At 54.8% G+C, this 18,620-nt stretch carries 31 protein-coding genes; 30 read left to right on the top strand and 1 reads right to left on the bottom strand.

What is annotated here, in order from left to right:
• Positions 1-111: 111 nt before the first annotated feature.
• The 30 genes from KUV22_RS15105 (at position 112) to KUV22_RS15250 (ending at position 16,435) form a co-directional block, all read left to right on the top strand.
• Entirely contained in the window at positions 112-1,803 is a 1,692-nt protein-coding gene (locus KUV22_RS15105; RefSeq protein WP_222232504.1) for a ShlB/FhaC/HecB family hemolysin secretion/activation protein, read from the top strand.
• Between the two features lie 107 nt (positions 1,804-1,910).
• Positions 1,911-2,222 carry a 30S ribosomal protein S10 gene (rpsJ, locus tag KUV22_RS15110; protein ID WP_010133849.1) on the top strand — a complete coding sequence of 104 codons (312 nt, stop codon included), beginning with the start codon at positions 1,911-1,913 and terminating at the stop codon, positions 2,220-2,222.
• Between the two features lie 110 nt (positions 2,223-2,332).
• Positions 2,333-2,968, top strand: a complete 636-nt coding sequence (gene rplC / locus KUV22_RS15115; protein ID WP_222232506.1) for a 50S ribosomal protein L3 — start codon at positions 2,333-2,335, stop codon at positions 2,966-2,968.
• 18 nt (positions 2,969-2,986) lie between these two features.
• A complete protein-coding gene (gene rplD / locus KUV22_RS15120; RefSeq protein WP_222232508.1) occupies positions 2,987-3,601 on the top strand; it encodes a 50S ribosomal protein L4 in 615 nt (204 codons plus the stop codon).
• Complete coding sequence (gene rplW, locus KUV22_RS15125) at positions 3,598-3,894, top strand: 50S ribosomal protein L23 (RefSeq protein WP_077406679.1); 297 nt, start codon at positions 3,598-3,600, stop codon at positions 3,892-3,894. Before rplD ends, rplW begins: the two co-directional genes overlap by 4 nt.
• Positions 3,895-3,908: 14 nt before the next feature.
• Positions 3,909-4,733 carry a 50S ribosomal protein L2 gene (gene rplB / locus KUV22_RS15130; protein WP_077406676.1) on the top strand — a complete coding sequence of 275 codons (825 nt, stop codon included), beginning with the start codon at positions 3,909-3,911 and terminating at the stop codon, positions 4,731-4,733.
• 37 nt (positions 4,734-4,770) lie between these two features.
• Entirely contained in the window at positions 4,771-5,049 is a 279-nt protein-coding gene (gene rpsS, locus KUV22_RS15135) for a 30S ribosomal protein S19 (protein ID WP_010133844.1), read from the top strand.
• 15 nt (positions 5,050-5,064) lie between these two features.
• Positions 5,065-5,397, top strand: a complete 333-nt coding sequence (rplV, locus tag KUV22_RS15140) for a 50S ribosomal protein L22 (RefSeq protein WP_010133843.1) — start codon at positions 5,065-5,067, stop codon at positions 5,395-5,397.
• Positions 5,398-5,416: 19 nt separating this feature from the next.
• The gene (rpsC, locus tag KUV22_RS15145) at positions 5,417-6,097 is read left to right on the top strand and encodes a 30S ribosomal protein S3 (RefSeq protein ID WP_222232510.1); all 681 of its coding nucleotides are present in this window, start codon (positions 5,417-5,419) and stop codon (positions 6,095-6,097) included.
• An 11-nt stretch (positions 6,098-6,108) separates the two neighbouring features.
• Complete coding sequence (gene rplP / locus KUV22_RS15150) at positions 6,109-6,522, top strand: 50S ribosomal protein L16 (protein ID WP_222232512.1); 414 nt, start codon at positions 6,109-6,111, stop codon at positions 6,520-6,522.
• Positions 6,522-6,713 (top strand): 50S ribosomal protein L29, encoded by a 192-nt coding sequence (gene rpmC / locus KUV22_RS15155; protein WP_010133840.1) that lies wholly within the window; start codon positions 6,522-6,524, stop codon positions 6,711-6,713. Before rplP ends, rpmC begins: the two co-directional genes overlap by 1 nt.
• A gap of 2 nt (positions 6,714-6,715) precedes the next feature.
• Positions 6,716-6,979 carry a 30S ribosomal protein S17 gene (gene rpsQ, locus KUV22_RS15160; protein ID WP_222232514.1) on the top strand — a complete coding sequence of 88 codons (264 nt, stop codon included), beginning with the start codon at positions 6,716-6,718 and terminating at the stop codon, positions 6,977-6,979.
• Positions 6,980-7,029: 50 nt separating this feature from the next.
• Positions 7,030-7,398 (top strand): 50S ribosomal protein L14, encoded by a 369-nt coding sequence (gene rplN / locus KUV22_RS15165; protein WP_077406664.1) that lies wholly within the window; start codon positions 7,030-7,032, stop codon positions 7,396-7,398.
• Between the two features lie 20 nt (positions 7,399-7,418).
• Positions 7,419-7,736, top strand: a complete 318-nt coding sequence (gene rplX, locus KUV22_RS15170) for a 50S ribosomal protein L24 (RefSeq protein ID WP_077406661.1) — start codon at positions 7,419-7,421, stop codon at positions 7,734-7,736.
• A gap of 14 nt (positions 7,737-7,750) precedes the next feature.
• Positions 7,751-8,290 carry a 50S ribosomal protein L5 gene (gene rplE, locus KUV22_RS15175; RefSeq protein WP_077406658.1) on the top strand — a complete coding sequence of 180 codons (540 nt, stop codon included), beginning with the start codon at positions 7,751-7,753 and terminating at the stop codon, positions 8,288-8,290.
• 9 nt (positions 8,291-8,299) lie between these two features.
• A complete protein-coding gene (rpsN, locus tag KUV22_RS15180) occupies positions 8,300-8,605 on the top strand; it encodes a 30S ribosomal protein S14 (RefSeq protein WP_010133834.1) in 306 nt (101 codons plus the stop codon).
• Between the two features lie 27 nt (positions 8,606-8,632).
• The gene (gene rpsH / locus KUV22_RS15185; protein WP_222232516.1) at positions 8,633-9,025 is read left to right on the top strand and encodes a 30S ribosomal protein S8; all 393 of its coding nucleotides are present in this window, start codon (positions 8,633-8,635) and stop codon (positions 9,023-9,025) included.
• A 12-nt stretch (positions 9,026-9,037) separates the two neighbouring features.
• Entirely contained in the window at positions 9,038-9,571 is a 534-nt protein-coding gene (gene rplF, locus KUV22_RS15190; protein WP_222232518.1) for a 50S ribosomal protein L6, read from the top strand.
• Positions 9,572-9,580: 9 nt separating this feature from the next.
• The gene (rplR, locus tag KUV22_RS15195) at positions 9,581-9,931 is read left to right on the top strand and encodes a 50S ribosomal protein L18 (protein WP_222232521.1); all 351 of its coding nucleotides are present in this window, start codon (positions 9,581-9,583) and stop codon (positions 9,929-9,931) included.
• 10 nt (positions 9,932-9,941) lie between these two features.
• A complete protein-coding gene (gene rpsE / locus KUV22_RS15200; protein ID WP_010133830.1) occupies positions 9,942-10,451 on the top strand; it encodes a 30S ribosomal protein S5 in 510 nt (169 codons plus the stop codon).
• 62 nt (positions 10,452-10,513) lie between these two features.
• Positions 10,514-10,699 carry a 50S ribosomal protein L30 gene (gene rpmD / locus KUV22_RS15205; RefSeq protein WP_077406649.1) on the top strand — a complete coding sequence of 62 codons (186 nt, stop codon included), beginning with the start codon at positions 10,514-10,516 and terminating at the stop codon, positions 10,697-10,699.
• A gap of 1 nt (position 10,700) precedes the next feature.
• Positions 10,701-11,135, top strand: a complete 435-nt coding sequence (rplO, locus tag KUV22_RS15210; protein ID WP_222232523.1) for a 50S ribosomal protein L15 — start codon at positions 10,701-10,703, stop codon at positions 11,133-11,135.
• A gap of 12 nt (positions 11,136-11,147) precedes the next feature.
• Positions 11,148-12,494 (top strand): preprotein translocase subunit SecY, encoded by a 1,347-nt coding sequence (gene secY, locus KUV22_RS15215; protein WP_029250111.1) that lies wholly within the window; start codon positions 11,148-11,150, stop codon positions 12,492-12,494.
• Positions 12,495-12,533: 39 nt separating this feature from the next.
• Positions 12,534-12,650 (top strand): 50S ribosomal protein L36, encoded by a 117-nt coding sequence (rpmJ, locus tag KUV22_RS15220; RefSeq protein WP_010133825.1) that lies wholly within the window; start codon positions 12,534-12,536, stop codon positions 12,648-12,650.
• 395 nt (positions 12,651-13,045) lie between these two features.
• Positions 13,046-13,402, top strand: a complete 357-nt coding sequence (rpsM, locus tag KUV22_RS15225) for a 30S ribosomal protein S13 (protein WP_010133823.1) — start codon at positions 13,046-13,048, stop codon at positions 13,400-13,402.
• A gap of 49 nt (positions 13,403-13,451) precedes the next feature.
• Positions 13,452-13,841: a 30S ribosomal protein S11 gene (gene rpsK / locus KUV22_RS15230; RefSeq protein WP_010133822.1), complete on the top strand. Its 390-nt coding sequence runs from the start codon at positions 13,452-13,454 to the stop codon at positions 13,839-13,841.
• Positions 13,842-13,856: 15 nt separating this feature from the next.
• Complete coding sequence (gene rpsD / locus KUV22_RS15235) at positions 13,857-14,477, top strand: 30S ribosomal protein S4 (protein ID WP_222232525.1); 621 nt, start codon at positions 13,857-13,859, stop codon at positions 14,475-14,477.
• A gap of 45 nt (positions 14,478-14,522) precedes the next feature.
• Entirely contained in the window at positions 14,523-15,527 is a 1,005-nt protein-coding gene (locus KUV22_RS15240) for a DNA-directed RNA polymerase subunit alpha (RefSeq protein ID WP_010133820.1), read from the top strand.
• Positions 15,528-15,649: 122 nt separating this feature from the next.
• Entirely contained in the window at positions 15,650-16,042 is a 393-nt protein-coding gene (gene rplQ / locus KUV22_RS15245) for a 50S ribosomal protein L17 (protein WP_010133817.1), read from the top strand.
• 129 nt (positions 16,043-16,171) lie between these two features.
• Positions 16,172-16,435, top strand: a complete 264-nt coding sequence (locus KUV22_RS15250) for a YeaC family protein (RefSeq protein WP_222232527.1) — start codon at positions 16,172-16,174, stop codon at positions 16,433-16,435.
• A 108-nt stretch (positions 16,436-16,543) separates the two neighbouring features.
• Here KUV22_RS15250 and KUV22_RS15255 read toward each other — a convergent pair whose 3' ends face one another.
• Positions 16,544-18,538 (bottom strand): glycoside hydrolase family 19 protein, encoded by a 1,995-nt coding sequence (locus KUV22_RS15255; RefSeq protein WP_222232529.1) that lies wholly within the window; start codon positions 18,536-18,538, stop codon positions 16,544-16,546.
• Between the last annotated feature and the right edge of the window lie 82 nt (positions 18,539-18,620).

Below are 18,620 nucleotides of genomic sequence, written 5' to 3' on the forward strand. Positions count from 1 at the left end.
TCCCCCCTCTTTTGAGGGGGTAAGCGCGAACGACGTTTATATAAAAGATGTAACACGGCCGTCCCGGCACAAGCCGCCGGGAATTGGCAATAAACCTGAATGGTGATGAAAGTGGCAAGGTTGGAATTTGGAAAACTCGCGCAGGCACTGGCGCTCGCAGTGGCGGTGCCCTGTGCCTGGGCGCAGACGGAAGTCGATCTGCCCGACCACATTCCCGGCGCCGATGCGGGGGAGCAGGCGGCGGAGATTCGCCGTCGCGAGCAGTTGCTGATGGACCGCCCTGCGGTGCCCGCTTTGCGGCTGATCGATGAGGTTGAAGTGACCGGTGATCCGCGAGAGCTGGAGGGGCCGGTATTCGAGCTGCGCAGCGTGCGCTTCAGTCCATCGGAACTGCTTACCGAACAGCAGCTGCGGGACATCGTTCTACCTTATCTGGGGCAGCAGGTCGCCCACAGCCAATTGATGGAGATCGTAGAGTCGATCAACCGCACCTACCGCGAGTCTGGGGTCTACACCGCCGTAGCGGTGCTGCCGCAGCAGGAAGTAAAAGAGGGTGTGGTATCGATTCGCCTGATCGAGGGCAAGCTGGGCGAGATTCGCTTTGAAGGCAACGAATACACGCCGGACGCCTTCTTCTCCGAGTGGATGGTCGAGCACCAGGGCCTGGAAACTGTGGATATGCCGCGGCTGCAGGCGGATATCCTCGAGTTCAACCGCTTGCACGACGAGCGCATTCGCGCGGAACTGCGTCGCGGTGAATCTTTTGGTTTGACAGACATTGTGGTCACCGTGCAGGAGCCCGAGCGCGGCTTTTTCCAGACCTTCGCCGACAACTACGGTTACGAGAGCTCTGGGCGCGAGTCAATTGGCTTTATGTACCGCCGCCAGCACCTGCTTTCCGGAGGCGACCGTGCCATTGCTTACCTGTCGGGTAGTGAGGGTGCACAGTCCCTCAGTCTGAGCTACAACCGGCCTCTCCCCGGTACCCTTTGGCGTGTCGGTGGCAGTGCGTCACTGACTCGCACAGACCTGACCGAGGGGGATTTTGCCACTTCCGAAGTACAGGGCGATTCGCACCGCCTCGGGCTCGAGTCCTCCTGGTTGGCCTGGTCTGGTGAGCGCGGCTGGCTGAATGTGCTTGGCGCTGCGGGCTACACCCGCTCTACTACCGAAATTGCTGGGGTCGTGTTTAGTGACGACGCTATCCTGCAGGGTCAGGTTGGCGTCAGCGTCAACTGGGTAGGGCGCAACTGGCAGGTGACTGGCCGTCAAATGCTGGCCTACACTGATTTTGACGACAAGTCCGACGTGGGCTCTGCCCGCCAGGCTACCCAGGAAACCCTGTATAACGGTGCGCTGACCGGGTACGTGCGCGCGGGCACCACAGGTTTCTACGGTATTCTGCTTTCCTCCTGGCAGCACAGTAATGACGCGCAGCTGCCGGGTTCGCTGTCATTCTCGCTCGGTGGCCCTACCAGTATCCGGGGCTATTTGCCCAGCGCTGTCAGTGGTGACCGGGGATGGTATGGGCAGGCTGAGCTGCATTACGATGGCTGGCAGCCGTGGGGCGTGACCGTTGAGCCATATCTCTTCTTTGACTACGGCGAAGCCAAATCCCTAGACCGTGGTGCGGACGGAACGGAAAAAATTAACGTTGAGACCCCGCTTGGTGCGGGTGGCGTTGGATTGGCACTTTCGGGCACCTTCTGGTCACTCTCAATGAACTACGCAGAACCCACTAAGGAAGCGACTCCCGAGCAGGATTCAGCCGTGTTCTATGCCCGCATGAGCGTTCGCTATTAGCGGTTGACAGCTCAAAACTTCGCCCGTAGAATTCGCGCTCCTTTTCGCCCGCCCTCGGGGCTGCGTAAAAGGACGTTCTTTAGCTTTTATTATTGGAGTTTGATTCCATGCAGGGTCAACGCATCCGAATTCGCCTGAAGGCGTTCGATCACAAGCTGATCGACGCGTCTACCCAGGAGATTGTTGAGACGGCCAAGCGCACTGGCGCACAAGTACGCGGTCCTATCCCGCTGCCGACTCGTAAAGAGAAGTACACCGTACTGATTTCTCCGCACGTCAACAAAGACGCGCGCGACCAGTACGAAATTCGTACTCACAAGCGTTTGCTGGACATTGTAGAGCCTACCGAGAAAACCGTTGACGCGCTGATGAAGCTCGATCTGGCGGCCGGTGTTGAGGTTCAGATTAGTCTCGGCTAACACGTTAAATTAACTACCGAATCCCAGGCGAAAACGGTCTGGGTAGTGTAACGCTCTGAAATTGGGCGGCCGCAGTGGGTTAAAGCCCCGTGCACTGAGAGGTTGAAAAGATGACTATAGGTATTGTCGGCCGCAAGAGCGGCATGACTCGCATCTTCACCGAAGATGGCGCTTCTATCCCGGTAACTGTTATCGAGGTAGCTCCGAACCGCGTCACTCAGGTGAAAACTGTGGAAACTGACGGCTACTCCGCGGTTCAAGTAACTGTGGGTTCCCGTAAGGCTTTCCGTGTCTCCAAGCCCCAAGCGGGCCACTTCGCCAAAGCCAACACTGAGGCTGGCTCTGCACTTTTCGAACTGCGTACTGATGGTTCTGAAGAGTCCTTCGAAATCGGTTCTGAAATCACTGTATCTGGCTTTGAAGCTGGTCAGAAGATCGACGTAACCGGCACTTCCAAAGGTAAAGGTTTCCAGGGTGGCGTTAAGCGCTGGAATTTCCGTACCCAGGACGCTACTCACGGTAACTCCCTGTCTCACCGCGCTCCCGGTTCTATCGGTCAGTGCCAGACTCCTGGTCGTGTGTGGAAAGGCAAGAAAATGGCCGGTCACATGGGTGCTGAGCGTGTAACCACGCAAAACCTGGAAGTGGTTCGTGTTGATGCCGAACGTAACTTGCTGCTGGTTAAAGGTGCCGTACCTGGCGCTCCCGGTGGTGACGTAATCGTTCGTCCGGCAGTTAAAGCCTAAGTCTGAGGGGAAATAGATATGGAACTGAATATCGCTACTCCCGAAGGCGCTAAAGGCACTGTTGCAGTCTCTGAAGTGGCTTTCGGTCGTGAATTCAATCAGGACCTGGTACACCAGGCAGTTGTCGCCTACATGGCTGGCGCTCGCCAAGGTACCAAGGCTCAGAAAAACCGCTCTGCGGTTTCCGGCGGCGGCAAGAAGCCGTGGCGCCAAAAAGGTACTGGCCGTGCTCGTGCCGGTACTATCCGTAGCCCGCTGTGGCGTTCTGGTGGCGTAACCTTCGCTGCTGAGCCGCGTGATCACAGTGTAAAGCTGAACAAGAAAATGTACCGCGCTGCACTGCGCTGCATTCTCTCTGAGCTGGCTCGTCAGGAGCGTCTGGTTGTAGTTGAGTCTTTCGACGTTGAAGCGCCGAAGACCAAGCAGCTGGTAACCAAACTGGCACAGTACGATCTGTCCGACGCGTTGATCGTGACCGAAGAGGTTAACGAAAACCTCTACCTGGCCGCGCGCAACCTGCACAAGATCGATGTTCGCGATGTACAGGGTATCGATCCGGTAAGCCTGATTCGCTTTGACAAGGTCGTGGTTACCGTTTCTGCACTGAAGAAAATTGATGAGGTGCTGGGATGAACCAAGAGCGAATCTACAAAGTACTGCTGGGCCCGGTAATTTCCGAGAAGGCTGCTGTGCTGGCGGACGCCGCCAACCAGGTAGTTTTCAAGGTAACCACCGACGCGTCCAAAGCCGAAATCAAGGCCGCGGTAGAGAAGTTGTTCAACGTTTCTGTTGAGCAGGTTCGCACCGTGAACGTTAAGGGTAAAACCAAGCGTACTCGCACTGGCATGGGTCAGCGCAACGACTGGAAAAAAGCCTACGTTCGTCTGGCCGAAGGCAGCGACATCAACTTCGAAGCCGCTGAGTAAAGGGGAAAGTTGCAATGGCTATTGTAAAAGCAAAACCGACCTCTGCTGGCCGTCGTCACCTGGTAAAGGTTGTTAACACCGACCTGCACAAAGGTGCGCCTTACGCTCCGCTGGTTGAGAAGAAGTCCAAGACCGGTGGCCGTAACAACAACGGTCGCATTACCACCCGTCATATCGGTGGTGGTCACAAGCATCACTATCGCGTAGTGGATTTCAAGCGTAACAAAGATGGCATTCCAGCCACCGTTGAGCGCCTGGAATACGATCCGAACCGCAGCGCGCACATCGCCCTGGTGTGCTATGCCGACGGTGAGCGTCGTTACATCATTGCGCCTAAAGGCCTCAAGGCCGGTGCCAAGATCCAATCTGGCGACGCTGCGCCTATCGCTGTAGGTAACACCCTGCCGCTGCGCAACATCCCTGTTGGTTCTGTAATTCACGCCATCGAGCTGAAGCCTGGTAAAGGTGCTCAGCTGGCCCGCTCTGCCGGTGCCTCTGTACAGCTGGTTGCCCGTGAAGGTCAGTACGCGACTATCCGTCTGCGTTCTGGCGAAATGCGTAAAGTTCTGTCTGAGTGCCGCGCCACCCTGGGTGAAGTGAGCAACTCTGAACACAGCCTGCGCAAGCTGGGTAAAGCTGGTGCCAAACGCTGGCGCGGTGTTCGTCCTACCGTTCGCGGTGTGGCGATGAACCCGGTAGATCACCCGCATGGTGGTGGTGAAGGTCGTACCTCCGGTGGTCGTCACCCTGTGACACCTTGGGGCGTTCCGACCAAGGGTAAGAAAACGCGTAAGAACAAGCGCACCGACAACATGATTGTACGTCGTCGCGGCAAATAAGCCGCGCGATGTCTGAGCTGCTAGAGAGGAATCGACAGTGCCACGCTCATTAAAGAAAGGTCCCTTTATTGATCTGCATTTGATCAAAAAGGTGGAGGCAGCGATCGAGAAAAATGATCGCCGGCCGATTAAAACCTGGTCCCGCCGTTCCATGGTTATGCCGGAAATGGTGGGCCTGACGATTGCTGTACACAACGGTCGTCAACACGTGCCCGTTCTGGTCAACGAAGAAATGGTTGGCCACAAGCTGGGCGAATTCGCCGCTACCCGCACTTACCGTGGCCACGCCGCGGATAAGAAAGCGAAGAAGCGCTAAGCCGAGGTTATAGAGATGGAAGTGCAAGCAAAACTACGCGGTGCTCGTCTTTCGGCACAGAAAGCGCGTCTGGTAGCTGATCAGATTCGCGGCAAAGGTGTCGAGGAAGCCCTGGATATCCTGGCTTTCAGCCACAAGAAGGGTGCTGCGATCGTCAAGAAGATTCTGGAATCTGCCATCGCCAACGCCGAGCACAATGAAGGTGCCGACGTCGACGAACTGAAGGTTTCCACCATCTTCGTGGATGAGGGTATGACCATGAAGCGCATTAAGCCGCGTGCAAAAGGTCGTGCCGATCGTATTCTGAAGCGTACTTGTCACATCACTGTGAAAGTAGCCGAGAAATAAGAGAGCAGGCGAGAAAACCATGGGACAAAAAGTACATCCTACCGGCATTCGTCTGGGTATCGTTAAAAAGCATACTTCTGTTTGGTATGCCGGCAGCGACGAGTACGCAGACAAGCTGTACACGGATCTGAAAGTTCGCGAATTCATTCGCAAAAAACTGGCCCACGCTTCTGTGAGCCGCATCGAGATCGAACGTCCGGCCAACACCGCTCGTGTGACTATTCACACTGCGCGTCCGGGCATCGTAATCGGTAAGAAAGGTGAAGACGTAGAGCGTCTGCGCAACGAAGTTAGCGCTCAGATGGGTGTGCCCGTGCACATCGACATCGAAGAAGTGCGCAAACCTGATCTGGACGCCACTCTGGTTGGCCAGAACGTTGCTCAGCAGCTGGAGCGTCGCGTTATGTTCCGTCGCGCTATGAAGCGTGCCGTACAAAACGCTATGCGCCAGGGCGCACAAGGTATCAAGATCCAGGTTAGCGGCCGTCTGGGCGGCGCTGAGATCGCACGTACCGAATGGTACCGCGAAGGTCGTGTACCTCTGCACACCCTGCGTGCCAACATCGACTACGGCACCGCTGAAGCCAGCACGACTTACGGCATCATTGGTGTGAAAGTTTGGATCTTCAAAGGTGAAGTCATCGGTGACGAAGTTGCCGAAGAGAAGCCAGCGAAGCCTCGCAAGAAAGCTGCTAAGTAAGGGGTGCGCAGATGCTACAACCAAAGCGTACAAAATTCCGCAAGGTACAGAAGGGTCGCAACCGCGGTCTTTCTCAGCGCGGCTCTAAAGTGAGCTTTGGCGAGTTCGGCCTCAAGGCCATCGGTCGTGGACGCATTACTGCGCGTCAGATCGAAGCGGCTCGTCGCGCAATGACTCGTCACGTTAAACGTGGCGGTAAAATCTGGATTCGTGTGTTTCCAGACAAGCCCATCACCAACAAGCCTCTCGAGGTTCGGATGGGTAAAGGTAAGGGTAGCGTTGAATACTGGGTTGCCCAGATTCAGCCAGGTAAGGTCCTCTACGAGATGGAGGGTGTTTCCGAAGAATTGGCTCGCGAAGCATTTGAGCTCGCCGCAGCCAAGCTGCCTGTAAAGACAACTTTCGTTAAGCGTTCGGTGATGTAATGAAGACTGCAGATCTACGCTCAAAGTCAGTTGAAGAACTGAACCAGGAACTGATTACCCAGCTTGAAGCACAGTTCAAGCTGCGTATGCAGAAGTCCACCGGTCAGCTGACTCAGACCCATCTGCTGAAGCAGACTCGTCGCGACATTGCTCGCATTAAGACTGTGTTGACCGAGAAGGCAGGTAATTAATCATGGCTGAAGCAAAACTGAAGCGTACTCTGACCGGTAAGGTTGTGAGTGACAAGATGGATAAAACCATCACCGTTTTGATCGAGCGCCGTGTTAAGCACCCGATCTACGGCAAAATTTTGAGCAAGTCCACCAAGCTCAAGGCACACGATGAGAACAATGACTGCAACATCGGTGATGTTGTGACCATTGAAGAGTCTCGTCCGCTGTCCAAGAGTAAGTCCTGGTCCTTGCAAACTATTGTAGAGCGTGCGGCGAAGGTTTAAACCTGGGCCCATTGACTGTGAAAACCTAAACCGGTTTTCGGAGAGGAACAATGATTCAAACAGAATCCTACTTAGAAGTAGCCGATAACAGTGGGGCTCGCCGTGTCATGTGCATCAAGGTGCTGGGCGGCTCCCACCGTCGCTACGCTGGTGTTGGCGACATTATCAAAGTAACCGTTAAGGAAGCGATTCCTCGCGGTAAAGTGAAAAAGGGTCAGGTAATGACCGCTGTTGTGGTTCGCACCAAAAAAGGTGTGCGTCGCCCAGACGGCTCCCTGATCAAATTTGACGATAACGCAGCGGTGCTGCTGAACCAGAACCAAGCTCCGGTCGGCACCCGTATTTTTGGCCCGGTAACTCGTGAGTTGCGTGGTGAGAAGTTCATGAAGATCATCTCACTGGCTCCCGAAGTTATCTAAGCCACGAGCGGAGAAGAGTAATGCGCAAGATCAAGCGTGACGATGAAGTGATCGTTATCGCCGGTCGCGACAAGGGCAAGCGTGGCACCGTAACCAAGGTGCTGAACGATGGCCGTTTGATCGTATCCGGTGTTCAGATGATCAAAAAACACCAGAAGCCGAACCCACAGTTGGGTGTTGCCGGTGGGATCGTTGAGAAAGAGGCCGCTATTCAGGCTTCCAACGTAGCCATCTTCAACCCGAATACGCAAAAAGCTGACCGGGTAGGCTTCAAAGTACTGGAAGATGGCACTAAGATCCGCGTCTTCAAATCCAGCGGCGAAGCCGTTGACGCATAAGTCAGGTGGAAAACATGGCAAGGCTTAAAGAGCTCTACACCAAAGAACTCGCGTCCAAGCTTAAAGAAGAGCTGGGACTTGAGAACGTAATGTCCGTGCCGCGCATCACCAAAATCACCGTCAACATGGGTGTCGGTGAAGCCATTGGTGATAAGAAGGTACTGGAACATGCAGTCAATGACATGACTGCAATCACTGGTCAAAAACCTATTGTGACCAAAGCGCGCAAGTCTATCGCGGGTTTCAAAATCCGTGAAGAATGGCCGATCGGTTGTAAGGTAACTCTGCGCGGTGAGCGCATGTATGAGTTCCTGGAGCGACTGATTGGTATCGCTATCCCACGTATCCGCGACTTCCGTGGCATTAGCCCGAAGCAGTTCGACGGTCGTGGTAACTTCTCAATGGGTGTAACAGAACAAATTATCTTCCCGGAAATTGACTACGACAAAGTAGACAAAATTCGTGGCCTGGATATTTGTGTCACTACTACAGCAGCTACCGACGAACAAGGTCGTGCACTGCTGAAAGCATTCAACTTCCCTTTCAAGGGTTAAGAGGATTCCATGGCGAAGAAATCCATGATTGCGCGCGAGAACAAGCGCGCTCGAACCGCAGCTAAGTACGCTGAAAAGCGTCAAGAGCTGAAGGCGATCATCGCCAGTGCCAGCGCTTCCGATGAGGAACGCTGGGAGGCTCAACTCAAGCTGCAACAAATGCCGCGCGATGCAAGCCCGGTACGTCAGCAACGTCGCTGTCGTATCACTGGTCGCCCCCACGCTGTCTACCGCAAGTTCGGCCTGTGCCGTAACAAACTGCGTGAAGCCGCTATGCGTGGTGATGTCCCCGGTCTGGTTAAGTCCAGCTGGTAATACGGCACACTTGAGGAGTCTTAAGTAATGAGTATGCAAGATCCGTTGGCAGATATGCTGACCCGTGTCCGCAACGCCTTGGCGCGCGGCAAGGGCAGTGTTTCTATGCCTTCTTCCAAACTGAAAGTAGCCGTAGCAAACGTTCTGAAGAGCGAAGGTTACGTTACTGATGTAGCTGTTAGCGAAGGTGCCAAGCCTGAGCTGACCATCGAACTGAAATACTTCCAGGGCAAGCCGGTAATTGCTGAGCTGGACCGGGTTTCCCGTCCAGGCCTGCGTAACTACGCAGGTAAAAAAGCGTTGCCGTCCGTTCGCGGTGGCCTGGGTATCGCTATCGTCTCCACCTCTCAGGGTGTGATGACCGATCGTGCTGCCCGTCAGGCTGGCGTCGGCGGCGAAGTGCTCTGCACCGTATTCTAAGCGGGGGTTAATATGTCTCGAGTAGCTAATAGTCCCGTAAGTATCCCCGCTGGCGTTTCCGTTGACCTGAAAGGTCAGGAAATCGCTGTGAAAGGTGGTAATGGCAACCTGAACTTCTCCGCGCATAGCGACGTTGAAGTTAAACAGGAAGAGAATCAGCTGACCTTTGCTGCACGCAACGGTTCCAAGCAGGCACGTGCCCTCGCCGGCACTACCCGCGCGCTGGTTAACAACATGGTGGTCGGTGTCAGTCAGGGTTTCGAAAAGAAACTTCAGCTGAACGGTGTAGGTTACCGTGCGAAAGCATCTGGTAAGACCGTTAACCTGACTCTCGGTTTCTCTCACCCGGTAGATTACGCACTGCCGGAAGGTGTTACTGCAGAAACCCCGAGCCAGACTGAAATCGTACTGAAGAGCAGCGATAAGCAGCTGTTAGGTCAAGTGGCCGCAGAGATCCGCGCATTCCGTCCGCCGGAGCCCTACAAAGGTAAGGGTGTCCGCTACGCCGATGAGCGCGTGTATCGCAAAGAGGCCAAGAAGAAGTAAGGCATAGATATGAACGTTAAGAAGCAAACTCGCTTGCGTCGTGCACGTCGTGCCCGCGCCAAGTTCCGTGAGCTGGGCGCCGTTCGCCTGACAGTGAACCGCACTCCCCGCCACATTTACGCACAGATCCTGACTGCCGATGGCGACAAGGTATTGGCCACCGCCTCTACTCTGGATAAGGACCTGCGTGAAAGCAAAACTGGTAACGTCGATGCTGCTAAAGCCGTTGGCACCCTGATCGCTGAGCGCGCGAAAGCCGCTGGCGTTGAAACGGTAGCCTTCGATCGTAGCGGTTTCAAATACCACGGCCGTGTTAAGGCCCTGGCTGACGCTGCCCGTGAAGCCGGTCTGAAATTCTAAGGGTTGAGTTATGGCTAGAGAAAAAGTCGAGAAGAGCAACGACGAAGGCCTCCAGGAGAAACTGGTTCAGGTCAATCGTGTTGCCAAAACCGTTAAGGGTGGTCGTATCTTTGCGTTCACCGCTCTGACCGTAGTTGGCGATGGCAATGGCCGCGTTGGCTTTGGTCGTGGTAAAGCCCGCGAAGTGCCAGTTGCCATCCAGAAGGCTATGGAAGCTGCGCGTCGCAACATGATCCAGGTAGACCTGAATGGTGACACCATCCAGTACGCTACCAACGGTCGCCACGGCGGTTCCAAGGTATACATGCAGCCCGCTTCCCAGGGTACCGGTGTAATTGCCGGCGGTGCCATGCGCTCCGTACTGGAAATGGCTGGTGTCCACAACGTACTGGCCAAGTGCTACGGCTCTACCAATCCGGTAAACGTCGTACGCGCCACCTTCAGTGCGCTGGGCAAAATGAGTAGCCCAGAAGACGTTGCTGCCAAGCGCGGCAAGTCTGTGGAAGAAATCCTGAACTGATTCGGCTCGGGCTGTAGTGATTCGCTGCAGCCCGGTCTGAACTTGCTTTGAGTGAATGAGTCATGGCTAAGAAGACCATCAAAGTAACCCAGGTTAAAAGCATCAACGGTCGTCTGAAGAATCATCAGGCGTGTGTTGCTGGTCTGGGTCTGCGCCGCATTGGTCACACTGTGGAAGTGGAAGACACTCCCTCTGTGCGCGGCATGATCAACAAAGTGAACTACCTCATTAAAGTGGAGGAGGCGTAACATGCGTTTGAATGAACTGTCTCCCGCTGAGGGTCACAAGAGCAGCGCCAAGCGCGTTGGTCGTGGTATTGGTAGCGGCCTGGGTAAAACCGGCGGTCGCGGCCATAAAGGTCAAAAATCCCGCTCCGGCGGTAGTGTTCGTCCGGGCTTCGAAGGCGGTCAGATGCCTTTGCAGAAGCGTCTGCCGAAGTACGGTTTCACCTCTCGCGTTGGCCGCTTTGTAGCGGAAGTGCGTCTGGCGGAGCTGGCGAAGGTAGAAGGCGACACTATTGATTTGGCAGCGCTGAAGAATGCCGATATTATCGGCAACCACATTAAGCGCGCCAAAGTGTTCCTTTCTGGTGAACTGACCAAAGCGGTTACCGTTAAAGGTCTGGGTGTCACCAAGGGTGCTAAAGCAGCCATCGAAGCTGCTGGCGGAAAAGTAGAAGACTAAATCGAGGCCCCAATGGCACGACCAGGAACTGGTGTTAACTCCCTGGGCAACGGCAAGGGATTAGGCGAGCTTTGGGCTCGCCTTCGTTTTCTGTTTCTCGCGATTCTTGTTTATCGCATAGGGACCCACATTCCGGTGCCCGGTATTGATCCGGAGAAACTGGCGAATCTGTTCAATCAGAATCAGGGAACGATCCTGGGTCTGTTTAACATGTTTTCCGGTGGTGCACTGGAGCGGATGAGTATTCTCGCGCTCGGCATCATGCCTTACATCTCTGCGTCCATCATCATGCAGTTGATGACCGCGGTAACGCCTTCTTTGGAAGCGTTAAAGAAGGAAGGTGATGCAGGCCGTCGTAAAATCAACCAGTACACTCGTTATCTAACGGTGTTTCTGGCTCTGATCCAGGGTATCGGTATGACCTTTGGTCTCGCCGGACAAAACCTGGCTTATTCCGCAGAGCCCGCATTCGGTTTTTACTTTGTGGCCGTTGTGTCACTGGTAACCGGTGCAGTGTTCATGATGTGGCTGGGTGAGCAGATCACCGAGCGCGGTGTTGGTAACGGCATTTCGATGCTGATCTTTGCCGGTATCGTCGCTGGTCTCCCCAGTGCCATCGGTCAGGCTTTCGAGCAGGCGCGTCAGGGTGAATTGCACATCCTGATGCTGCTGGCCATCGGCTTCGTTGCGTTGGCGGTAGTCTACTTCGTAGTGGTGATGGAACGCGGTCAACGCCGTATTACTATCAACCACGCACGTCGTCAGGCAGGTCGTTACTCGCAGGCGCCTGCGGCACAGTCCAGCCACTTGCCGCTGAAGGTCAACATGGCCGGTGTGATCCCGGTGATCTTTGCCAGCAGTATCCTGCTGTTCCCTGCGACACTTGCGCAGTGGTTCGGCCAGGGTGGTGAAGGCATTGGTGCACAGATTCTGCAGTGGATGGCACTGCAGCTGGGCCCGGGTCAGCCTCTGAACATTATTCTGTTCGCTCTGCTGATCGGCTTCTTCTGCTTCTTCTATACGGCGTTGATGTTTAACCCGAATGAAGTGGCAGACAACCTGAAAAAATCCGGTGCCTACGTACCGGGCATTCGCCCAGGTGAACAGACCGCTCGTTACATCGACAGCGTTCTGACTCGCTTGACCCTGGTGGGTGCTTGCTACATCGCGTTGGTATCCCTGCTGCCGCAGTTCCTGGTAGTTGGGCTGAACATTCCGTTCTATCTGGGCGGTACATCACTGCTGATCGTTGTGGTCGTTGTGATGGACTTCATGGCGCAAGTGCAGTCGCACCTGTTGTCCCACCAGTATGATGGGTTAATGAAAAAGGCAAATCTGCAAAGCTATGGTCGCCGTTAATCGGTGACCCAGGCAGCAGGATTGAATTGAGGTAAGGTCATGAAAGTACGCGCTTCTGTTAAAAAGATCTGCCGTAACTGCAAAATCGTACGTCGCAAAGGCGTTCTGCGGGTTATCTGCAGCGCTGAGCCTCGTCACAAGCAGCGGCAGGGCTAATCGGCACAGCTTGTCGATTAGTGGCTCGCCAGGGAAGGCGAGTTTCGGCGCAACTGCGCCGAGTTGGTTAGGAAACCAATCGTTCTTGAAAGAATTTGCCTCTTGGCACAGCCCCGTGTTAAAAGGCACACCGCAGATGTATTGATCTGCGGTAAGACCTAAGAGTCAGCAAGTGCTGTCTCGATGGTCTAAAAAGGGGGCGTTGACTGTCGTCCGTTTCACCCTGAGTTTCGGCTCTGGGAAGGCGGGCTATTGCAATTTGGTGTATGAAAAGCTATTCTTGCGCGCCTTTTTGGTGGTGTTGGTGGCTTTTTATTCGCTGTCAGCGCCGAATTAAGAATTGAATCGCGCCACAACCAAAGTTGTGCGGTTCACAATACGTGGAGTACGCCTCTATGGCACGTATTGCTGGTGTAAACGTACCAGACCACAAGCACGCCGTGATCTCCCTGACCCATATCTATGGTGTCGGACGCACTACGGCCAAGTCTATTCTGGCAGCGGTAGGTATCGCTGAATCCACCAAACTTCGTGATCTGTCCGAAGACCAGATCGAAACCATCCGCGGTGAAGTTGCAAAACTGACCGTTGAAGGTGATCTGCGTCGTGAAGTATCCATGAACATCAAACGTCTGATGGACCTGGGTTGCTTCCGCGGTCTGCGTCACCGTCGCAGCCTGCCGCTTCGCGGTCAGCGCACCAAGACTAACGCTCGTACCCGTAAAGGTCCGCGCAAGCCGATCCGTAAGTAATTACTTACGTCGCGCAAGTCTTCACAAGTACAGGATTTAGGATATAGGTATGGCTAAGCCAAAAACTACTGCTCGCAAAAAGGTCAAAAAGACCGTTGTCGACGGTGTTGCCCACATCCACGCATCGTTCAACAACACGATCGTGACGATCACTGACCGTCAGGGCAATACTCTGAGCTGGGCTACCGCTGGTGGTTCCGGTTTCCGCGGTTCTCGTAAGAGCACCCCATTCGCAGCCCAGGTTGCTGCTGAGCGCGCAGGCACTGCTGCTCAGGAGTATGGCCTGAAAAACCTTGATGTCGAAGTTAAGGGCCCTGGCCCCGGTCGCGAATCTGCTGTTCGCGCACTGAACAACTGCGGCTACAAGATCACCAACATCACCGACGTGACGCCAATCCCGCATAATGGTTGTCGTCCGCCCAAGAAACGTCGCGTGTAAGAGGGGGTTGACGAAATGGCACGTTATATTGGACCAAAATGTAAACTTTCCCGTCGGGAAGGTACCGATCTTCAGCTGAAAAGTGGCGTTCGCCCGCACGACTCCAAGTGTCGTGCAGAAACCAAGCCGGGTGTTCACGGCGCTGGTCGCGGCCGTCTCTCCGACTACGGTATTCAGCTGCGTGAAAAACAAAAAGTACGCCGTATCTACGGTGTGCTGGAAAAGCAGTTCCGCAACTACTATAAGGAAGCGGCGCGTCTGAAAGGTGCAACCGGTGAAAACCTGCTGCAACTTCTGGAAAAACGCCTGGACAACGTGGTTTACCGCATGGGCTTCGGCTCTACTCGTGCTGAAGCACGTCAGCTGGTATCTCACAAGGCGATCCTGGTGAATGGCGCTACCGTAAACATCCCTTCTTACTCTGTTAAAGAAGGCGACGTTATCTCCATTCGCGAGAAGTCCAAGAAGCAGATGCGTATCCAGAACTCCGTTTCCCTCGCTGCACAGCGCGGTGACGTTGAGTGGATAGACGTGAACGCGAGCAAGCTCGAAGGTACCTTCAAGCGTGTTCCGGATCGTGTAGATCTGCCGGCAGAGATCAATGAAAACCTTATCGTGGAACTCTACTCCAAGTAAGGCTCTGTTCCATTTAAGGAATAAAACTGTAATACAGGTATGGCTATGCAGACTGCTGTCAACGAGTTTTTGACACCTCGTCGTATTGACGTCACCGAGTACAACCAGAACCACGCTAAAGTGGTTCTGGAACCGCTGGAGCGTGGTTTCGGCCACACTCTCGGCAACGCGCTGCGCCGCATCCTGCTGTCCTCCATGCCGGGCTGCGCCGTCACTGAAGTTGAGATCGACGGTGTTGAGCACGAGTACAGCGCAATTGAAGGTGTGCAGGAAGATGTAATCGAAATCCTGCTCAACCTGAAGGAAATTGCGGTGGTGATGCACGGCAAGGACCAGGCAGTGCTGAGCCTGAGCAAGAAAGGCCCAGGTGCGGTTACCGCAGGCGACATTCAGGTGGACCACGACATTGAAATCGTGAACCCCGAACATGTGATCGCTAACATCACTGGCGATGTTGAACTCAACATTCGTCTGACCGTTGCGCGCGGTCGTGGCTACCAGCCCGCCGACGCACGTCGCGAAGACGAAGAAGAGACCCGCGCCATTGGCCGTCTGCAACTGGACGCATCTTTCGGCCCGGTTCGTCGCGTGTCCTACAGCGTGGAATCCGCGCGTGTAGAACAGCGTACTGACCTGGACAAGCTGGTTCTGGATCTGGAGACCAACGGTACTCTGGACCCGGAAGAAGCAATCCGTCGCGCCGCCACTATTCTGCAGCAGCAGCTCGCAGTATTTGTGGACCTTGAAGGCGAGAAGGATGCCCAGCCAGAAGCGAAGGAAGAGGAAGTTGATCCGGTGCTGTTGCGCCCGGTTGATGACCTGGAGCTGACCGTTCGTTCGGCTAACTGTCTGAAGGCAGAAAACATCTACTACATCGGCGACCTGATTCAGCGTACCGAAGTAGAGCTGCTGAAGACTCCGAACCTGGGTAAGAAGTCTCTGACCGAGATCAAAGACGTTCTGGCCTCTCGCGGTCTCTCGCTGGGTATGCGTCTTGAGAACTGGCCGCCGGCCAGCCTCAAAGGCGATAGCAAGCTGAGCCCCCTGTAAAGCGTTTGTGGTGCGGGTGTTGAGCCCGGCCCTGTAAGAAACCCGAGTGGTGTGTGCCCATAGCAAATACCACTCACAAACGACTTGCTGAGAAAGCAATTCTAGTCGTGAGGAATTGAGTTATGCGTCATCGTTATAGTGGCCGTAAATTCAGTCGTACTAGCTCTCACCGCAAGGCCATGTTCAAGAACATGACCGCTTCTCTGGTAGAGCACGAGCTGATCAAAACCACACTGCCTAAAGCCAAAGAACTGCGTCGCGTTGCCGAGCCGCTGATCACCCTGGCCAAGAAAGACAGTGTTGCTAACCGCCGTCTGGCTTTCGCCCGTATCCGTGATAAGGATGCAGTGCGCAAGCTGTTCGACGAACTGGGTCCTCGTTATGAAGCCCGTCCTGGTGGATACATCCGCATTCTGAAATGTGGTTTCCGCGCAGGCGACAAGGCGCCGATGGCCTACGTCGAGCTGGTGGATCGTCCGGTTGCGGACGAGACTGCAGAAGCTGCAGAAGCTTAAGACCACGTGTCTTGAGTCGTCGGTAAACTGTCGGTCGCAAGGCCGATAGTGTCCGAGCAAAGGAAAGCCGGTCTTTGACCGGCTTTTTTTTGGTGTGTCTGTTTTGTTGAATACGAAGGTGATTCGAAGATGTTCCAATCGCTCGATGAACTATTGAAGATACTCAATCCTCAGATAGTCGGTAGCCTGAAGCGCGCAATAGAGTTGGGCAAATGGCCGAATGGTGTTGCGATTACCGCAGAGCAGAAGATGCTTTGCGCGGAAGCGGTGGCGCATTGGGAACAGCAGCATACCGACCCGAAGAGTCGTGTGGGTGTGGTTCCACCTAAGTCTACTCCGTGTGCCGATAAGCATGGAGACGATGAGTCTTCTATAACCTGGGTTGACTCTTAACCTCCAGATTGCTGCCCACGTTTTACGTGGCAACCCCCGCCGTAAAACCGCACTGTACATCGCATTGATAAACAGTGCGGCCTTGCCCGTGGCGGCTACAGGATCGCGCTAGTTGTCGTAGTCGATATTCACGTCAAAGAAATGGTCAACGCAACGCACATAGTCGCCCTCAATAAATGCCGAGAAGCGCGTCTGGTAGCCAACGAGTTTACACGCGTAGCTCTCACCATTCGGATAGCTGGGGTCCCAGTTCCAATCCTGCTCCCAATAGATTTCCATCGCGCCCGCACCGCCCACTGCGAACCTGTCCATTGAGGCACATCCTAATATTTCATCTGCGTGAATCGGTACAGACAGGTACTCTGCGAAGTTTTGGTAGTAATCGATACGATTTTGCGATTGCGCATGTTCCGCACTGCCGCCACATTCGATCCCGCCGTTTATGATCATCGTTGTTACACCGAAGCCGGGTACCAGGCCACTGGTGAGATCTTGACCATTCGGCTGCCAGGTTCCGTCGATGACGTGCAGCATGCTGGGTTTCGGAGGTTGCGGATAGACGAAAAAGAACACGGCGCTGGCGAGGTTAAGCCAGGTGTCAGCCACTAACTCGGGTGATTCGAGCAGGACATTTACATCGCCAAACATCGCTGCAGAAAATGGCCCGTAGTTGTAGTTATAACTTAATTGTTTAGCGCCGCGACCAAAGTAGCTTTTGTAGCTACCGTCGGCAAAGGTCGCGCACGGCCATTGTTGTGCCTGCCAGGTTGATGGATCGCAAATTCCATAGCCGTTCGCGGCACTTTCGGTCCATCCCTGCTCGCGCAAAAAGTACAACCCCTGGCGCCACTCGGGTTCGACCCAGTGACTTGTGTGTCCACCGGTCTCTTGGGTGAAGTGCGCGAACATGGTTGCGAGAGATTTTTGGCAGATGGCGTCCGCATCGCGCCCGTCCGTGTAATCACCACAGAAGGCCGGGAATTTTGCGATTGCGCGGAGAAAATTGGTGTAAGAGTATTCCGGTGCCCGAACTGGGAACAGAAAATCCCACTTCTGATTACTAACGATTGCTTCCGCACGGCGCACGTTAGCTGGGTTTGAACTGAGCCTCGGTGCCACCTGTTCAACTGCTGTGTTGGTGCGTGTTGTGATCGTTTCCTTTACCGCTCGGAACAGGTCGCTAGAAGTCAGTTCGGCTTCTTTCTGTTGCAGAGCACTCAGGGAAATTGGATAACCACTCCCCCCGCATTGTTGGGAGATAGTGGTCGCATCACTGTGTTGTAGTGCACCATCACTCACCGTTAGCTCAAACGAAAAATTTCCGGCCGAACTTGGCAGAGTGACCTGAGTGGTTGGATCGTTGGGCGAGCTGATTTGGGCTGTGGCACCTGCGGTCTGGCGCCACTGGAAGGAAAGGGTATCAAGATCGCTATCGGAAGAGTTACTCCCGTCGAGTAATACCATTGCGGGGCAGCTCACCTGGGACTGATCCACTTCGGCGCGCGCCACTGGGGCGGTGTTGCCCTGGGGTGTATCAGCACGTTGGAGCAAGCTGATGGAATCCGTTGCGGTCAAACTTCCATCACTGACGGTCACTCGGAAACGGTAGGTGGTGTCAGTGGCAACGGCGGCAAGTTGAACTTCAGTAGCCGCGCTCTGCGGGCTTGTGATGCTCGCGAGTGGCGCGGCGGGCGAAATTTGGCTCCACGCAAAGCTCAGGGTGTCGCCGTCAGCGTCGTATGAGCCGGCAGCGTCCAGGACCGCGCTCCCCGCACCGGTTATCTCGGAAAGTGATACAGAAGCTACAGCAACCGGAGTGGCGTTCGGGTTGATGTCTGTGCAGCCTCCCTCAGTCTCTAGCAGCCAGGGACTGTCCCAGCTGTTTGTCGCCGTGTATACCGCCTCGGGTGATTGTCCGGGCCCGGCCCACCATTGGGCACGAAACAGGTCAGACTGATAGCAGACCTCGCTGCCACCGGCGTAACTTTGTGTTGAATCGTATGTGGGCGCGGATGCCGCGGTTGCCTGTGTCACGCAGGAAAGCGTTCCGGCAAGGAATAGCGCACAACAGGGAATCCAACGAGAAGTGTCGAAAGTACTCATATTGTCTCCATTTATTGTTATTTCGGACCGATCACCGGGTCGGCCAGGCTTTCAGCGACGCAAGAGACAACGCTTTGACAGC

Source organism: Microbulbifer agarilyticus, from assembly GCF_019800665.1.
Lineage (GTDB): Bacteria > Pseudomonadota > Gammaproteobacteria > Pseudomonadales > Cellvibrionaceae > Microbulbifer > Microbulbifer agarilyticus_C.

Bases quoted from the DNA above. Each gene is read 5' to 3' on its own strand.
- rpsN (WP_010133834.1), top strand. From the start codon at position 8,300: ATGGCGAAGAAATCCATGATTGCGCGCGAGAACAAGCGCGCTCGAACC.
- rpsE (WP_010133830.1), top strand. From the start codon at position 9,942: ATGGCTAGAGAAAAAGTCGAGAAGAGCAACGACGAAGGCCTCCAGGAG.
- rplB (WP_077406676.1), top strand. From the start codon at position 3,909: ATGGCTATTGTAAAAGCAAAACCGACCTCTGCTGGCCGTCGTCACCTG.
- rplQ (WP_010133817.1), top strand. From the start codon at position 15,650: ATGCGTCATCGTTATAGTGGCCGTAAATTCAGTCGTACTAGCTCTCAC.
- rplD (WP_222232508.1), top strand. From the start codon at position 2,987: ATGGAACTGAATATCGCTACTCCCGAAGGCGCTAAAGGCACTGTTGCA.
- rpmC (WP_010133840.1), top strand. From the start codon at position 6,522: ATGAAGACTGCAGATCTACGCTCAAAGTCAGTTGAAGAACTGAACCAG.
- KUV22_RS15250 (WP_222232527.1), top strand. From the start codon at position 16,172: ATGTTCCAATCGCTCGATGAACTATTGAAGATACTCAATCCTCAGATA.
- KUV22_RS15255 (WP_222232529.1), bottom strand. From the start codon at position 18,538: ATGAGTACTTTCGACACTTCTCGTTGGATTCCCTGTTGTGCGCTATTC.
- rpsK (WP_010133822.1), top strand. From the start codon at position 13,452: ATGGCTAAGCCAAAAACTACTGCTCGCAAAAAGGTCAAAAAGACCGTT.
- rpsD (WP_222232525.1), top strand. From the start codon at position 13,857: ATGGCACGTTATATTGGACCAAAATGTAAACTTTCCCGTCGGGAAGGT.
- KUV22_RS15240 (WP_010133820.1), top strand. From the start codon at position 14,523: ATGCAGACTGCTGTCAACGAGTTTTTGACACCTCGTCGTATTGACGTC.
- rpsQ (WP_222232514.1), top strand. From the start codon at position 6,716: ATGGCTGAAGCAAAACTGAAGCGTACTCTGACCGGTAAGGTTGTGAGT.
- rplO (WP_222232523.1), top strand. From the start codon at position 10,701: ATGCGTTTGAATGAACTGTCTCCCGCTGAGGGTCACAAGAGCAGCGCC.
- rpsC (WP_222232510.1), top strand. From the start codon at position 5,417: ATGGGACAAAAAGTACATCCTACCGGCATTCGTCTGGGTATCGTTAAA.
- rpsH (WP_222232516.1), top strand. From the start codon at position 8,633: ATGAGTATGCAAGATCCGTTGGCAGATATGCTGACCCGTGTCCGCAAC.
- rplC (WP_222232506.1), top strand. From the start codon at position 2,333: ATGACTATAGGTATTGTCGGCCGCAAGAGCGGCATGACTCGCATCTTC.
- rpmD (WP_077406649.1), top strand. From the start codon at position 10,514: ATGGCTAAGAAGACCATCAAAGTAACCCAGGTTAAAAGCATCAACGGT.
- rpsJ (WP_010133849.1), top strand. From the start codon at position 1,911: ATGCAGGGTCAACGCATCCGAATTCGCCTGAAGGCGTTCGATCACAAG.
- rpmJ (WP_010133825.1), top strand. From the start codon at position 12,534: ATGAAAGTACGCGCTTCTGTTAAAAAGATCTGCCGTAACTGCAAAATC.
- rplE (WP_077406658.1), top strand. From the start codon at position 7,751: ATGGCAAGGCTTAAAGAGCTCTACACCAAAGAACTCGCGTCCAAGCTT.
- rplV (WP_010133843.1), top strand. From the start codon at position 5,065: ATGGAAGTGCAAGCAAAACTACGCGGTGCTCGTCTTTCGGCACAGAAA.
- rplN (WP_077406664.1), top strand. From the start codon at position 7,030: ATGATTCAAACAGAATCCTACTTAGAAGTAGCCGATAACAGTGGGGCT.
- rplR (WP_222232521.1), top strand. From the start codon at position 9,581: ATGAACGTTAAGAAGCAAACTCGCTTGCGTCGTGCACGTCGTGCCCGC.
- secY (WP_029250111.1), top strand. From the start codon at position 11,148: ATGGCACGACCAGGAACTGGTGTTAACTCCCTGGGCAACGGCAAGGGA.
- rplP (WP_222232512.1), top strand. From the start codon at position 6,109: ATGCTACAACCAAAGCGTACAAAATTCCGCAAGGTACAGAAGGGTCGC.
- rplX (WP_077406661.1), top strand. From the start codon at position 7,419: ATGCGCAAGATCAAGCGTGACGATGAAGTGATCGTTATCGCCGGTCGC.
- rplF (WP_222232518.1), top strand. From the start codon at position 9,038: ATGTCTCGAGTAGCTAATAGTCCCGTAAGTATCCCCGCTGGCGTTTCC.
- rpsM (WP_010133823.1), top strand. From the start codon at position 13,046: ATGGCACGTATTGCTGGTGTAAACGTACCAGACCACAAGCACGCCGTG.
- rplW (WP_077406679.1), top strand. From the start codon at position 3,598: ATGAACCAAGAGCGAATCTACAAAGTACTGCTGGGCCCGGTAATTTCC.